Below are 13,121 nucleotides of genomic sequence, written 5' to 3' on the forward strand. Positions count from 1 at the left end.
CGGAGGTGGCCTCATGACCATGGTCGACGACCCGGTGCGTGAGCGAGCCGCGGTCGCGCCTCTCGGTGAGGCGACCATGCAATTGGTGATCGCGAGCAAGCGTGCGGATGGTGACGCCGTGGTGGTCCTGACCCTGCGCGGGATCGACGACGAGCCCCTGCCGACGTGGTCGCCCGGTGCGCACATCGACGTCGTCCTCACTCCCGAGATCACCCGTCAGTACTCGCTCTGCGGTGACCCGGACGACGCATCGACATGGCAGATCGCCGTTCTGCGTGAGTCGCCTTCCCGGGGTCGCGGCGGCTCGGAATACATCCACGAGTCGCTGCAGGTGGGCTCGCGCGTGGAAGTACGTGGACCGCGCAACAATTTCGCTTTGCAGGACGCCGATCAGTACCTCTTCATCGCGGGCGGAATCGGCATCACGCCGCTGAAGCCGATGATCGATCGGGTTGCAGCGATCGGAGCGAACTGGAGCCTCGCGTACGTCGGCCGTTCGCTGTCGACGATGGCTCTCCGCGCCGAGCTCGCGCAGTACGGCGATCGTGTCCGTTGTGTTCCTTCGGACGAGATGGGCAGGCTCGATCTGGACGAACTCCTCGGCTCTCCCGTCGAAGACTGCCTGGTGTACTGCTGCGGACCGGACTCCTTGCTTGACGCCGTCGAGCAGAAGTGCAGCTCGTGGCCTGCCGGATCGCTTCAGGTGGAGCGGTTCACGCCGCGAACAGCGGACCCCACCGCCCACGACGAGGCGTTCGAGGTCGAGCTCGCAGCAAGCGGCCGGACGTTGACGGTTCCGCCGGAGAAGTCGATCCTGCAGACCCTGGAGGACAACGGGATCTTCGTGCTGTCCTCCTGCCGGGCCGGCATCTGCGGCACGTGTGAGACGACCGTGCTGGAAGGCACTCCCCAGCATCGCGACTCGGTACTCACTCCTGAGGAGCGAGCGGCGAACGAGACCATGATGGTGTGCATCTCGCGCTGTGCCGGGCGGCGACTTCTGCTCGACCTCTGAGCGTCGCCGTCGGTCGAGGCGCCGCCCTGAGCCCAGGTATGGCTCGCGCCGCCAGCCGCCAGCCGCCAGCCGCCGAGGAATTCAGGAGGAAGAGAGGAACGAAGGCTCAGGCGGCCTGACCCGGCCTCTATTCCTCGGGGTCGCCTGAATTCCTCGAGGTGGGAGGAGGGACCGCAGGGCGTTCACGGGCGCCGCTCTAGGCTTGCCGCGTGCGGGTGCTCATCCTCGGTTCCGGCGCGCGCGAGCATGCGATCGCGCTCGCCCTGACCGCCGACGACGAGCAGCACGAACTGATCGCCGCGCCGGGCAACGCGGGTATCGCACGGCTCGCCGAACTGGTCACGATCGATCCGGGCGACCCCGGCGAGGTCGCCGAGTTCGCGCTTTCCCAGGGCGTCGAGCTGGTCGTCGTCGGCCCGGAGGCGCCCCTACTGGCGGGGGTGGCCGACGCGCTGCGAGAGCGCGGTGTGCCGGTGTTCGGGCCGGGCCGCGCCGCGGCGGCGATCGAGGGCAGCAAGGCGTTCGCCAAGCGCGTCATGGCCGCCGCCGGTGTGCCGACCGGGAAGGCCGTGCACGTGGGGACGGCCGCGGAAGCCGAGGCGGCCCTGGAGTCGCTCGGCTCGCCCTACGTCGTGAAGGCCGACGGTCTGGCCGCCGGCAAAGGGGTGCTCGTGACCGAGGACCGTGAGGCCGCCCGGGCACACGCCGCGCACTGGCTGGAGGCGGGACCGATCCTCGTGGAACAGCACCTGGCGGGGCGCGAGGTGTCCCTGTTCTTCGTCTGCGACGGCGATCGCGTCGTCCCACTCGCGCCAGCGCAGGACGCCAAGCGGCTGGGGGACGGCGACACCGGCCCGAACACCGGCGGCATGGGCGCATACTCGCCGCTGCCGTGGCTGGCGCAGGCGTTCGGGACGGAGGCGGCGTTCGTGGACATCGTGCAGCGCTCCGTCGCCGAGCCGGTCGTCCGGCAGCTGGCCGTCGAGGGCACGCCGTTCGTCGGGCTGCTCTACTGCGGCCTGATCGTGCACGGCACCGATGTGCGGGTGATCGAGTTCAACGCCCGGTTCGGCGACCCGGAGACGCAGGTGGTGCTGCCACGCCTGCGCAGCCCCTTCGGCGCGCTGCTCGCCGCGGCCGCGGGCGGCGCGCTCGACCGGGTCCCCCCTCCGGTGTTCGGGGATGAGGCAGCCGTCGCGGTGGTACTCGCCGGGGAGGGCTATCCGGTGTCCGCGCCGCCGGAGCGTCCGCTGCACGGGCTCGACGAGGCGGAACAGCTGGCTGGCGTCACGGTGCTGCACGCCGCGACGGCGGAGCGCGGTTCGCAGGTGGTCGCCACCGGTGGTCGCGTGCTCAGCGTCGTCGGCACCGGCGCCGGTCTGCTCACCGCGCGCGAGCGGGCGTACGCGGGCATCGACCGGATCCGCCTGCAGGGCGGCCAGTTGCGCCGCGACATCGCCGAAGGACTGGGCCAGTGAGCGCACCGCAGCTGCCCGGCTGGCGGCACGTCGCAAGTGGCAAGGTCCGCGAGCTGTACCGCCCGCAGGTGGCGGACGGCACGATGCTGCTCGTCGCCACCGACCGGGTGAGTGCGTTCGACGTCGTGCTGACGCCCGCGATCCCCGGCAAGGGCGCACTGCTGACCCGGCTGTCGCGGTGGTGGTTCGAGCACCTGCCCGATGTGCCGAACCACCTCGTTGCGGACCAGTCGGCAGTACCGCGGGCCGTGCGCGACCGGGCGATGCTGGTGCGGTCCCTGCATATGCACCCGGTGGAATGCGTCGTGCGCGGCTACCTCACCGGCAGCGGCCTGCTGGAATATCGGCGCACCGGAGCGGTCTGCGGAGTCGCGCTGCCGGCCGGTCTGCAGGACGGGGACCGCCTGCCCGAGCCGATCTTCACTCCGGCGTTCAAGGCCGAGCCCGGCGAGCACGACCCGAACATCACCTTCGACGAGGTGGTGGCGTTGGTCGGTTCCGAGACCGCCGCGGGGCTGCGCGACACCTCGTTGCACATGTACGCAACAGCGGAGCGGATCTCCCGCGAGCGGGGACTGCTGCTGGCCGACACCAAGTTCGAGTTCGGCGACGACCCGGTCACCGGCGAACTGGTGCTGGCGGACGAGGTGCTGACCAGCGACTCCAGCCGCTACTGGGATGCCGCCGCGTACGACGAGGGCCGGCGCGGGGTCGGCTTCGACAAGCAGATCGTGCGCGACTGGATACAGGAGCACTGGGACGGCAAGGGGTCGCCGCCCGTCCTGCCGCCCGAGATCGTGACGCAGACCGCCGCCCGGTACGCCGAACTCGTGGATCGGCTCGTGTCATGAGTCTGACGATCCGGGCGGTGACCTGGGACGATCCGGCCGGCGCGCGACTGCGGGACGAGCAGCAGGCGGAGATCATCGCCCGATATGGCGGGAAGGACGGCGAGCCGGGCGAGAAGCCCACCGCCGACACCATCGACCTCTTCCTGCTGGCCGAGCTGGACGGCGTCGCGGTCGGCTGCGGCGGGCTGCGCCGCATCGACCACGAGCACGGCGAGATCAAGCGCATGTACGTGGCGCCGCAGGCGCGCGGGTCAGGCGCCTCGATCGCGATCCTGCGCGCCCTGGAGCGGGAGGCGTCCGCAGCCGGCTGGCGCCGCCTGGTGCTGGAGACGGGTACCGGCCAGCCGGACGCGATGCGCTTCTACGCCCGCGAGGGCTGGGTGCCGATCCCCTGCTGGGGCGCCTACGCGTTGGACGACTTCTCCCGCTGCTTCGGCATCGAGCTGCCACCGAGCGATCTCCGGCCCTCCAGTAGTTGACCCGTCATATACTGAGCGCATGACGGATCTGCTGGCCGACGCCACCGACCTGGGCGCCGTCACCCTGCGGGTCGCCGATCTGGACAGCATGACGACGTACTACGCGGACGGGGTCGGGCTGCAGGTGCTGGCCACTGGGCGCGATTCGATCGTCCTCGGCCGTGGCGACCGCGCCGCGGTGGAACTACGGCACGCGCCCGAGCTGCAGCACGCGCCGACCAGTGCGGCCGGCCTGTTCCACACCGCGATCGTGTTCGGCAGCCAGGGTGCGCTCGCCCGGGCGGCCTACTCCGTCGCCACCCGGCATCCCGCCTCCTTCACGGGTTCCAGCGACCACCTGGTCTCGAAGGCCCTGTACTTCGACGACCCCGAGGGCAACGGTGTCGAGCTCTACTGGGACCGGCCGCGGGCCGAGTGGCCGGAGCCCGAGCCGGGGTCCCTCGTGCGGATGGCGACGCTGCCCCTTGACCCGAACCGGTTCCTGCGCGAGCACCTGGACCAGGACGCGCAGGCGGACGCCTTCGTGGGCCATGTGCACCTGAAGGTCGGGGACATCCCGAGCGCCCGGGCGTTCTACGTGGACGTCGTCGGCTTCGAGGTGACCGTGGCGTTCGGCGACCAGGCCCTGTTCGTGTCCGCCGGCGGCTACCACCACCACGTCGGCATGAACACGTGGGCCAGCAATGGCGCCGGCCCACGGACCCCCGCTCTCGGGCTCGGCCAGGTGACGATCCGGGTACCCGACGCCGACGCCCTGGCCGGCCTGCGCGACCGGCTGCGGATCTCCGGAGTCCCGGTCGAGGACGACGGCGACACCCTGACCTTCGCCGATCCCTGGCGCAACATCGTCCGGGCGTCGATCACGCCTCGATAGAGTCGACCCGACAACCGAAGGGTGCGCCCGTGGCGACGATCGTGGTCGACGTGATGCCGAAGCCTGAGCTGCTCGACCCCCAGGGCAAGGCGGTCGCGGGCGCGCTGCAGCGGCTGGGCCACCACGGTATCGGCGGCGTGCGGGTGGGCAAGCGGTTCGAGCTGCAGATCGACGGGGTCATCGACGAGGCTGCCCTCGCCGACGCCCGGATCGTGGCGGAGGAGTTGCTGGCGAACGGCGTGATCGAGGACGTCGTCAGCGTGCGCGAGTCCGCGTCGTGAGCCGGATCGGCGTCGTCACCTTCCCCGGCTCGCTCGACGACGGCGACGCCCGCCGGGCGGTGCGCCTGGCCGGAGCGGACCCCGTGCGGCTCTGGCACGCCGACCACGACCTGGACGGGGTCGACGCCGTCGTGCTGCCGGGCGGCTTCAGCTACGGCGATTACCTGCGCTGCGGCGCCATCGCGGCGCACTCGCCGATCATGCGCGAGGTCGTGCACGCCGCCGGCCGCGGACTGCCGGTACTCGGCATCTGCAACGGATTCCAGATGCTGACCGAGGCGCACCTGCTGCCCGGCGGGCTGATCCGCAACGACCATGGCGGGTTCGTCTGCCGCGACCAGCGGCTGCGGGTGGAGCAGACCGCGACGGCGTGGACGAGCGGATTCGTCGCCGGCGAGCAGATCGTGATCCCGCTGAAGAACGGCGAGGGCGGATACGTCGCGGACGCCGACACACTCGACCGGCTGGAGGGCGAGGGGCGCGTCGTATTCCGCTATCAGGATGTGAATCCGAACGGCTCCCTGCACGACATCGCCGGCATCACGAACGAGCGGGGCAACGTCGTCGGCCTGATGCCGCATCCCGAGCACGCGGTCGAGCCGGGCTTCGGGCCGGACACCGCCGACGCGATGCGGTCCGGCACCGACGGCCTGCGGCTGTTCGCCTCCGTGCTGCAGACGGTCCTCGCCGCGTGACCGGCGTCAGCCTGGTCGACAGCGTCCTCATCGCGGTGGCGACGCCCGAGCGCGAGCAGCCGTATGCCGCGCTCGGGCTGAAGTCCGACGAGTACGCGCGCATCCGCCAGATCCTGGGCCGGCGGCCGACGTCGGGCGAGTTGGCGATGTACTCGGTGATGTGGAGCGAGCACTGCTCGTACAAGTCGAGCAAGGTGTACCTGCGGCAGTTCGGCGAGAAGGTGAACGACGCGATGCGCCGCGACCTGATGGTCGGGATGGGGCAGAACGCCGGCGTCGTGGACATCGGCGACGGCTGGGCGGTCACCTTCAAGGCGGAGAGCCACAACCATCCCTCCTACATCGAGCCGTTCCAGGGTGCCGCGACCGGTGTCGGCGGGATCGTGCGCGACATCATCGCGATGGGCGCCCGCCCCGTCGCCGTGATGGACCAGCTGCGGTTCGGGGCGATCGACGCGCCCGACACCCACCGCGTGGTGCACGGCGTGGTCGGCGGCATCAGCTTCTACGGCAACTGCCTGGGCCTACCCAACATCGGCGGCGAGACCGTCTTCGATGCGGTCTATCAGGGCAATCCGCTGGTGAACGCGCTCTGCGTCGGGGTACTGCGGCACGAGGACGTGCACCTGGCGAACGCCACCGGCGAGGGCAATCTGGTGGTGCTGTTCGGCGCCCGCACCGGCGGCGACGGCATCGGCGGGGCGTCGATCCTGGCCTCCGATACCTTCACGGTCGCCGGGCCCACCAAGCGGCCGGCGGTGCAGGTGGGCGATCCCTTCGCGGAGAAGGTGCTGATCGAGTGCTGCCTGGAGCTGTTCGCGCTGGGTCTGGTGGAGGGCATCCAGGATCTGGGCGCCGCCGGCATCAGTTGCGCGACCAGCGAGCTGGCGGCCAACGGCGACGGCGGCATGCGGATCGACCTGGACGCCGTGCTGCTGCGCGATCCATCGCTGACGGCCGAGGACATCCTGATGTCCGAGAGCCAGGAGCGGATGATGGCGGTCGTCGCTCCGGACAAGCTGGCCGGATTCCTGGCGGTGACGGACAAGTGGGATGTGGAGTCGAGCGTGCTCGGCGAGGTGACCGGCACCGGCCGGCTCGTGATCACCTGGCACGGCGAGACGATCGTCGACGTGGACCCGAGCACCGTCGCCGTCGACGGCCCCGTCTACGACCGCCCTGCCGCCCGGCCCGCCTGGCTCGACGCGCTGCAGGCCGACTCCGCCTCCGTACTCCCCCGGCCGGAGGACGGTGCGACGCTGCGGGACCAGTTGCTCGCCCTGCTGGCCAGCCCGAACCTGGCCGACGTCTCGTGGATCACGAACCAGTACGACCGATATGTGCTGGGGAACACCGCGCTCAGCTTCCCCGACGACGCCGGCATGGTTCGGGTGGACGAGGCGAGCGGCCTGGGCTTCGCGATCGCGACCGACGCGAACGGCCGCTTCTGCCAACTCGACCCGTACGCGGGCGCACAGTTGGCGCTGGCGGAGGCGTACCGCAACGTCGCGGCGACCGGCGCGCGGCCGGCGGCGGTGACCGACTGCCTGAACTTCGGGTCGCCCGAGGATCCCGAGGTGATGTGGCAGTTCGGGCAGGCCGTCGCCGGCCTGAGTGATGCCTGCCTGGCCCTGGAAGTGCCGGTCACCGGCGGCAACGTCTCCTTCTACAACCAGACCGGCGCGCAGGCGATCCACCCGACGCCCGTCGTCGGGGTGCTGGGCGTGATCCAGGATGTCGCCGCGCGCATCCCATCGGGCTGGCAGGACGACGGCATGAACCTGTACCTGCTGGGCGAGACCGGGCTCGAACTGGACGGATCCGCCTGGGCCGGCACGATCCACGGCCACCTGGGCGGCCGGCCGCCGGCCGTGCGTCTGGCCGAGGAGCGTCGCCTGGCCGAGATGCTGGCCGCCGCGTCGAGCGAGAACCTGATCGCCGCCGCCCACGACCTGTCCGAGGGCGGCCTGGCAGCCACGCTGGCCGAGGGTGTCATGCGGTTCGGCGTGGGCGCCCGCGTCTGGTTGGACGAGATCCGGTACCGCGACGGCGTGGACGCGGCGACCGCGCTCTTCAGCGAGTCCACCGCCCGGATCGTGGTCGCGGTGCCCCGCGAGGAGGACGTGAAGTTCGTCGGCCTGTGCAACGGGCGGCGCGTGCCGGCGCTGCGCATCGGGGTCACGGATGCGACCTCGGCCGCGCTGGAGGTCCAGGATCTGTTCACCGTGACGCTCGAGCAGCTGCGGACCGCGCATCGCGGCACGCTGCAGCGGTACCTGGGCCCGGTCGTCGGCGGCTGAGGGCCCGCGCCTCCATCAGGTCTCAGGACGCATCGCGGCTCGGACAGCAGCGAAGTCCTCGTCGTCGAGTGGGATGAGGCCGCGCCGCAGCTGGTAGCCCCAGTTCGGCTGGGCGGTGAGCCGAAGGTCGCCGCGCAGGTCGTCGAGCGGGACGGGGACCCCGCTCGCGTCCCACTCCATCCGGCGCCGGAAGGGCTTGAAATCCCCCTCGTCGGCCTGCCATACCTCGCTCTCCGAGACGGTGCCGACCGCGGTGAACGCCCGCAGGCGCGGCGGCTCGCCCAGCCGCTCCTGCGGCGAGTAGATGACGAACCCGTCCCCGGGATGCAGTCGCAGCAAGGGCGCGCGCTTGCCGTGCCCGATCTGCACGATGCCGAGACCGATGCCGCGTCGGGCATGTTCCGCTGAGACGACGCCGAGCCACGCGGTCATGCCGCCTGCTCCTTCCAGAATCGGTGGACGGGCGGAGTGCGTTCGATCATGCCGACACTGTGCACCCGGGGTCCGACCGGCGCACCGTCACAGTCGATCGTGCTCCGCGGAGCGCGGCGGAACCAGCGGAACGGCGAGCGCCGGGGCGGCAGCGACGATGACGAAGGCGAGGGGAAATCCGACGCCCGCGATGAGTGCGCCGACGACCGGGCCCACGGCAGCCGCCGCCAGGAACTGGCCCGTGTTCTGCACACCGAGCGCTCGCCCCGCCCAGAAGGTGCCGGCCGCCTCGGCGACGGCGGTGAAGGCGAGCCCGTTGTCGGCGACCGACACCGTCGAGGCGACGACGAAGACGACGGCCGCCGCCGCGGGGGCCAGCCCGGCCGCCAGGGCGAGCAGCGCCATCACCGCGACGGCGAGCACGGCGACCAGGCGGAGCGGGCCGACCCGGCTCGCAGCCCGGTCACTCAGGGCGCCCACGACCAGGCGCCCGATCGCGCCGACAAACTGCGCTGCTCCCACGAGCAGGCCCGCGGGCAGCACCCGCCAGTGCAGCGAGCCGACGAGCCACAGCAGGCCGAAGGTCGACAGGGTGAACTGCGGCACGACCAGCAGCGCCGACACCAGGTGCACCCGCACCAGGAACCCGGAGCGACGGTAGGGGTTGGCGGTCGCCTCCGCGGTCCGATCGGCTCGGGGCGGATCGACGACCACGATCGCGAGCAGGACCGCGGCCACGCCGCACAGCGCCGCCGGCAGCAGCAGGGCGGCACCGACGCCGGCCCCCTCCGCGATCGTCGGCACGGTCACCGCCGCAATGGTCACACCGAGGGGCTGGCACATCTGGCGGATGCCCATCGCCAGGCCGCGTCGCTCGCGGGCGAACCAGCCCACGACGATGCGCCCGCTGGCCGCGTTCGCGCTGGCGGAGGCGGCGCCGCCGACGAGCAGCGCGATGCCCAGCCCGGTCGACCCGACCGGCGCGGCTGCGACCAGGGCTGCGGCCGTCGTCAGCACCAGACCGGTGACCAGCACGACCCGCTCGCCGAACCGGTCCGCCGCGGCGCCCCACGCGACCAGGGCGAGTACCAGGCCCAGGTTCGGCGCGGCGGCCAGCAGTCCGGCCTGCACCAGCGGCACGCCCTGGCGCAGATGCAGCAGCGGAATCAGCAGGGCCGGCGCTACCACGAACGCGGTCGTCGCAGTCTGTGCGAACACGCCGACGGCGAGCATCGTCCACACCCGGGCGGTCGAGATCCGAGGCACGGCGAGCGCACCCCCGGCCGTCATGCCTCCATCCTGCTCGACTGCCCGCGCAGGCATGCGCTGCGATACCGGAAGGGCCGCCGGTGAACAGAACTCGGCCAGACACGCGCTACCGTGCCGGGATGGAGACGAGCACGCCGGCCGCGATCGGCACCGGGATCGACCTGCCGGTCGGCACCCCGAGCGAGCAGGGAGTCGACGCCCGCGGCATCGAGGCGTTCATCGATGCACTGGAGACGGATCCGGCGGTCGACCCGCACGGCGTGATCGTGCTGCGACACGGGACCGTGATCGCCGAGGGCTTCTGGGCACCGTATACCGCCGATCGCATACGACTGGTCTACTCCGTGAGCAAGACGTTCACCGTGACCGCGCTCGGCTTCGCGGTGGCCGAGGGGCTGCTGGGTCTGGACGACGCGGTCGTGGACCACTTCCCCGAGTTCGCCGACGAGGTCACCGGTCCGCGCAGCCGCCGGATCCTGATCCGCCACCTGGCGGCCATGGCCAGTGGGCACGCGGTCGACATGCTGGAACGGTCGGTCGTGGCCGACCCACGCGAGCCGATTCGCGGGTTCCTGCTGCAGGAGCCCGAGTTCGAGCCGGGGACCCACTTCACCTACAACCAGTTGTGCACGTACACGATCGGCGCGATCATCCAGCGCGCCACCGGGCTGGGGCTGACCGAATACCTGCGGCCGCGGCTGCTCGATCCGCTCGGCATCGGCCCGGTCGGCTGGCAGCAGTACCCGCCCGGCCGCGACCTGGGCTTCAGCGGGCTGCACACCACCGCGGGATCCATCGCCGAGTTGGGCCAGCTGTACCTGCAGGACGGCGGATGGCAGGGCCGGCAGCTGCTGCCGGAGGGGTGGGCCGAGCAGGTGCGCGCTCGTCACGTCGAGACGCCGAACGAGCAGGACGACTGGGGCCTGGGCTACGGATTCCAGGTATGGCTGTCACGGTATGGATACCGCGCGGACGGGGCGTTCGGCCAACTGTGCCTGATCCTGCCTGAGCAGGACGCGGTCGTGATGGTCACCTCCGCCACCGACTCGGCGCAGGCGGTGCTGACCGCCGCGTGGCAGCATCTGATCCCGGCGTTCGATGCGGCGATCGACTCCACCGACGATGCGCCCATGGCCCGACGGTTGGCGGGCCTGACCGCGCCGACGACGGCGGCCGAGCCGGGGCCTGCGGATTCGGCTGGCTGGGCGGGTGCCTTCAGTCCGGCCATCGCGCCCGGAGACTTCGGCCTGACCACCGTCGAGGTCGACCACGACGACGGCTGGCACGTCACGCTCGGCGATGGACGCAGGACCGCGCGGCTGCCGCTCGGCGCACCGGGTTGGACGACCGTGGAAGCGACGGACCTTCCGGCGATTGCAGTGGCGAGCGGATGGACCGGCCCCGACACGGCTGGGTTGGACGTCGCCCTGCTGGAGACGCCGCACCGGCTGACCATCCGATTGCAGCGCGGATCGCGCACCTTCACCACCCGGTGGGCGACGGTGCCCCTGCCCGGAACGGCGCCCTCGACTTTGTTCGACCTGGCGTCTCCGCGCCCGCTGCGCTGACCGACCACCGTCGAGAGCGCGTCTCATCCTTCGGAGGCGCGGCCCTCCGCGATGCGCTCGTGGTGATGGATGACCTCGGCCACGATGAAGGCCAGGAAGGATTCGGCGAACTCGGGGTCGAGGTTCGCCTGTTCGGCCAGCACCCGCAGCCGGGCGATCTGCTGCCGCTCCCGCTGCGGATCCGCGGGTGGCAGCCCGACAGCGGCCTTCAGCCGACCGACCTGCTGGGTGAACTTGAACCGCTCCGCCAGCAGGTGCACGAGTGCCGCGTCGATGTTGTCGATGCTGTCCCGCAGCGAGGTCAGCTCGCCGAGCACCTCGGCGCCCTCCGGGGTGCGGGCCACGTCGGTCATCCCCCGACCCTACGACCCCGCCGTCGCCGTCCGCCCGCCGACGCCCGCTGTCACCCAAGCCCGCCGCCCGCCTCCCGAACACCGAGCACAACAGCAGGACAGGGTGCGGTCAGCAGGCTGCTGGTCGACCCACGACCTGCTGTCGGGACATCGTCCTGCTGACGTGCTCGCGCCCGCCGACGTGCTTGCGGGTCACCCGAGCAGGTCGCGGCGCACCACCACGGCGTCCCGAGCCGGGCCGACGCCGATCACCGAGATCGGGGCGCCGCTCATCGCCTCCAGCGCCAGCACGTATTCCTGTGCGGACATGGGCAGGTCGGCGAAGGAGCGGGCACCCGAGATGTCCTCATCCCACCCCGGGAACTCCCGGTAGATCGGCTGCGCATGGTGGAAGTCGGACTGCGACACCGGCACCTCGTCGCTGCGCACGCCGTCCACGTCATAGGCGACGCAGACCGGGATGCGCTCCAAGCCGGTCAGCACGTCGAGCTTGGTCAGCACGAAGTCGGTGACGCCGTTGATTCGTTGCGCGTACCGGGCGATGGGCGCGTCGTACCAGCCGGTTCGCCGGGGCCGCCCCGTGGTGGTGCCGAACTCGAACCCCTTGGAGCGCAGGTATTCGCCGGAGGCGTTCGACTGCTCGGTGGGAAAGGGCCCGGCGCCCACGCGGGTCGTGTACGCCTTCACCACGGCGATGATGCGGTCGAACCGGGTGGGGGCGACTCCGGAGCCCGTGGCCGCGCCGCCGCTCGTCGCGTTCGACGAGGTGACGAACGGGTAGGTGCCGTGGTCCACGTCGAGCATCGTCGCCTGGCCGCCCTCGAACAGCACGGTGCGTCCCTGGTCCAGGGCGCGGTTCAGTTCGAGGGAGGCGTCGGTGACCATGGGCTGCAGGCGGTCGGCGAAGGTGAGCAGCTCGTCGACGACCTCGTCGACGCTGATCGAGCGGCGGTTGTAGACCTTGACCAGCAAGTGGTTCTTCTGCTCGAGCGCCCCCTCCACCTTCTGCCGCAGGATGCCCTCGTCGAACAGGTCCTGCACCCGGATGCCGACCCGGTTGATCTTGTCCGCGTAGGTGGGGCCGATGCCGCGACCGGTCGTGCCGATCTGTCGCTTGCCGAGGAACCGCTCGCCCACCCGGTCGATGGTGCGGTGGTAGGGCGTGATGATGTGGGCGTTGGCGCTGACTCGCAGGCGGGAGACGTCGATGCCGCGGGCGGAGAGCGCCTCCAGCTCGCTGAACAGCACCTCGATGTCGATGACCGCCCCGTTCGCGATCACTGGGACGACGCCCGGGCTCAGGATGCCCGACGGCAGCAGGTGCAGCGCGTACTTCTTGTCGCCGATCACGACGGTGTGCCCGGCGTTGTTGCCGCCGTTGAACTTGACGACGTAGTCGACGCGACCGGAGAGCAGGTCGGTGGCCTTGCCCTTGCCCTCGTCGCCCCACTGCGCGCCGACCAGCACGATTCCCGGCATAGCGGTCCTCTCGATCGCCCTCGCACAGCCTATCCGGGCGCTCCGCA

The 13,121-nt window shown here is 71.3% G+C and carries 13 protein-coding genes; 9 read left to right on the plus strand and 4 right to left on the minus strand.

Annotation, left to right across the window (positions count from 1 at the left end; all coding sequences use genetic code 11):
- The first annotated feature begins 13 nt into the window (after positions 1–13).
- The 8 genes from ACFE7H_RS09825 (at position 14) to purL (ending at position 7,973) form a co-directional block, all read left to right on the plus strand.
- The gene (locus ACFE7H_RS09825; protein ID WP_375401056.1) at positions 14–1,015 is read left to right on the plus strand and encodes a PDR/VanB family oxidoreductase; all 1,002 of its coding nucleotides are present in this window, start codon (positions 14–16) and stop codon (positions 1,013–1,015) included.
- A gap of 209 nt (positions 1,016–1,224) precedes the next feature.
- Positions 1,225–2,493, plus strand: a complete 1,269-nt coding sequence (purD, locus tag ACFE7H_RS09830; RefSeq protein ID WP_375401057.1) for a phosphoribosylamine--glycine ligase — start codon at positions 1,225–1,227, stop codon at positions 2,491–2,493.
- On the plus strand, positions 2,490–3,344 hold the full coding sequence (locus tag ACFE7H_RS09835) for a phosphoribosylaminoimidazolesuccinocarboxamide synthase (RefSeq protein WP_375401058.1): 855 nt from the start codon (positions 2,490–2,492) through the stop codon (positions 3,342–3,344). Before purD ends, ACFE7H_RS09835 begins: the two co-directional genes overlap by 4 nt.
- Positions 3,341–3,823: a GNAT family N-acetyltransferase gene (locus tag ACFE7H_RS09840; protein WP_375401059.1), complete on the plus strand. Its 483-nt coding sequence runs from the start codon at positions 3,341–3,343 to the stop codon at positions 3,821–3,823. The genes ACFE7H_RS09835 and ACFE7H_RS09840 overlap by 4 nt, the downstream gene beginning before the upstream one ends.
- A gap of 19 nt (positions 3,824–3,842) precedes the next feature.
- Positions 3,843–4,697, plus strand: a complete 855-nt coding sequence (locus ACFE7H_RS09845) for a VOC family protein (RefSeq protein WP_375401060.1) — start codon at positions 3,843–3,845, stop codon at positions 4,695–4,697.
- 29 nt (positions 4,698–4,726) lie between these two features.
- Entirely contained in the window at positions 4,727–4,978 is a 252-nt protein-coding gene (gene purS, locus ACFE7H_RS09850) for a phosphoribosylformylglycinamidine synthase subunit PurS (protein ID WP_375401061.1), read from the plus strand.
- Positions 4,975–5,673, plus strand: a complete 699-nt coding sequence (gene purQ, locus ACFE7H_RS09855) for a phosphoribosylformylglycinamidine synthase subunit PurQ (protein ID WP_375401062.1) — start codon at positions 4,975–4,977, stop codon at positions 5,671–5,673. The genes purS and purQ overlap by 4 nt, the downstream gene beginning before the upstream one ends.
- Complete coding sequence (purL, locus tag ACFE7H_RS09860) at positions 5,670–7,973, plus strand: phosphoribosylformylglycinamidine synthase subunit PurL (protein ID WP_375401063.1); 2,304 nt, start codon at positions 5,670–5,672, stop codon at positions 7,971–7,973. Before purQ ends, purL begins: the two co-directional genes overlap by 4 nt.
- 15 nt (positions 7,974–7,988) lie before the next feature.
- Here the strand turns inward: purL and ACFE7H_RS09865 are convergent, their stop codons facing one another.
- On the minus strand, positions 7,989–8,405 hold the full coding sequence (locus ACFE7H_RS09865) for an EVE domain-containing protein (protein WP_375401064.1): 417 nt from the start codon (positions 8,403–8,405) through the stop codon (positions 7,989–7,991).
- Between the two features lie 87 nt (positions 8,406–8,492).
- The gene (locus tag ACFE7H_RS09870; protein ID WP_375401065.1) at positions 8,493–9,695 is read right to left on the minus strand and encodes an MFS transporter; all 1,203 of its coding nucleotides are present in this window, start codon (positions 9,693–9,695) and stop codon (positions 8,493–8,495) included.
- A 98-nt stretch (positions 9,696–9,793) separates the two neighbouring features.
- Between ACFE7H_RS09870 and ACFE7H_RS09875 the strand changes: the two genes are divergently transcribed.
- Entirely contained in the window at positions 9,794–11,242 is a 1,449-nt protein-coding gene (locus tag ACFE7H_RS09875) for a serine hydrolase domain-containing protein (RefSeq protein WP_375401066.1), read from the plus strand.
- Positions 11,243–11,265: 23 nt separating this feature from the next.
- Here the strand turns inward: ACFE7H_RS09875 and ACFE7H_RS09880 are convergent, their stop codons facing one another.
- Positions 11,266–11,595 (minus strand): chorismate mutase, encoded by a 330-nt coding sequence (locus ACFE7H_RS09880; RefSeq protein WP_375401067.1) that lies wholly within the window; start codon positions 11,593–11,595, stop codon positions 11,266–11,268.
- A gap of 192 nt (positions 11,596–11,787) precedes the next feature.
- Positions 11,788–13,074, minus strand: a complete 1,287-nt coding sequence (locus ACFE7H_RS09885; protein WP_375401068.1) for an adenylosuccinate synthase — start codon at positions 13,072–13,074, stop codon at positions 11,788–11,790.
- Positions 13,075–13,121: the final 47 nt, after the last annotated feature.

The organism is uncultured Amnibacterium sp., assembly GCF_964250715.1.
Classification (GTDB): Bacteria; Actinomycetota; Actinomycetes; order Actinomycetales; family Microbacteriaceae; genus Amnibacterium.

Bases quoted from the DNA above. Each gene is read 5' to 3' on its own strand.
- ACFE7H_RS09845 (WP_375401060.1), top strand. From the start codon at position 3,843: ATGACGGATCTGCTGGCCGACGCCACCGACCTGGGCGCCGTCACCCTG.
- ACFE7H_RS09880 (WP_375401067.1), bottom strand. From the start codon at position 11,595: ATGACCGACGTGGCCCGCACCCCGGAGGGCGCCGAGGTGCTCGGCGAG.
- ACFE7H_RS09825 (WP_375401056.1), top strand. From the start codon at position 14: ATGACCATGGTCGACGACCCGGTGCGTGAGCGAGCCGCGGTCGCGCCT.
- ACFE7H_RS09840 (WP_375401059.1), top strand. From the start codon at position 3,341: ATGAGTCTGACGATCCGGGCGGTGACCTGGGACGATCCGGCCGGCGCG.
- ACFE7H_RS09885 (WP_375401068.1), bottom strand. From the start codon at position 13,074: ATGCCGGGAATCGTGCTGGTCGGCGCGCAGTGGGGCGACGAGGGCAAG.
- ACFE7H_RS09870 (WP_375401065.1), bottom strand. From the start codon at position 9,695: ATGACGGCCGGGGGTGCGCTCGCCGTGCCTCGGATCTCGACCGCCCGG.
- ACFE7H_RS09875 (WP_375401066.1), top strand. From the start codon at position 9,794: ATGGAGACGAGCACGCCGGCCGCGATCGGCACCGGGATCGACCTGCCG.
- ACFE7H_RS09865 (WP_375401064.1), bottom strand. From the start codon at position 8,405: ATGACCGCGTGGCTCGGCGTCGTCTCAGCGGAACATGCCCGACGCGGC.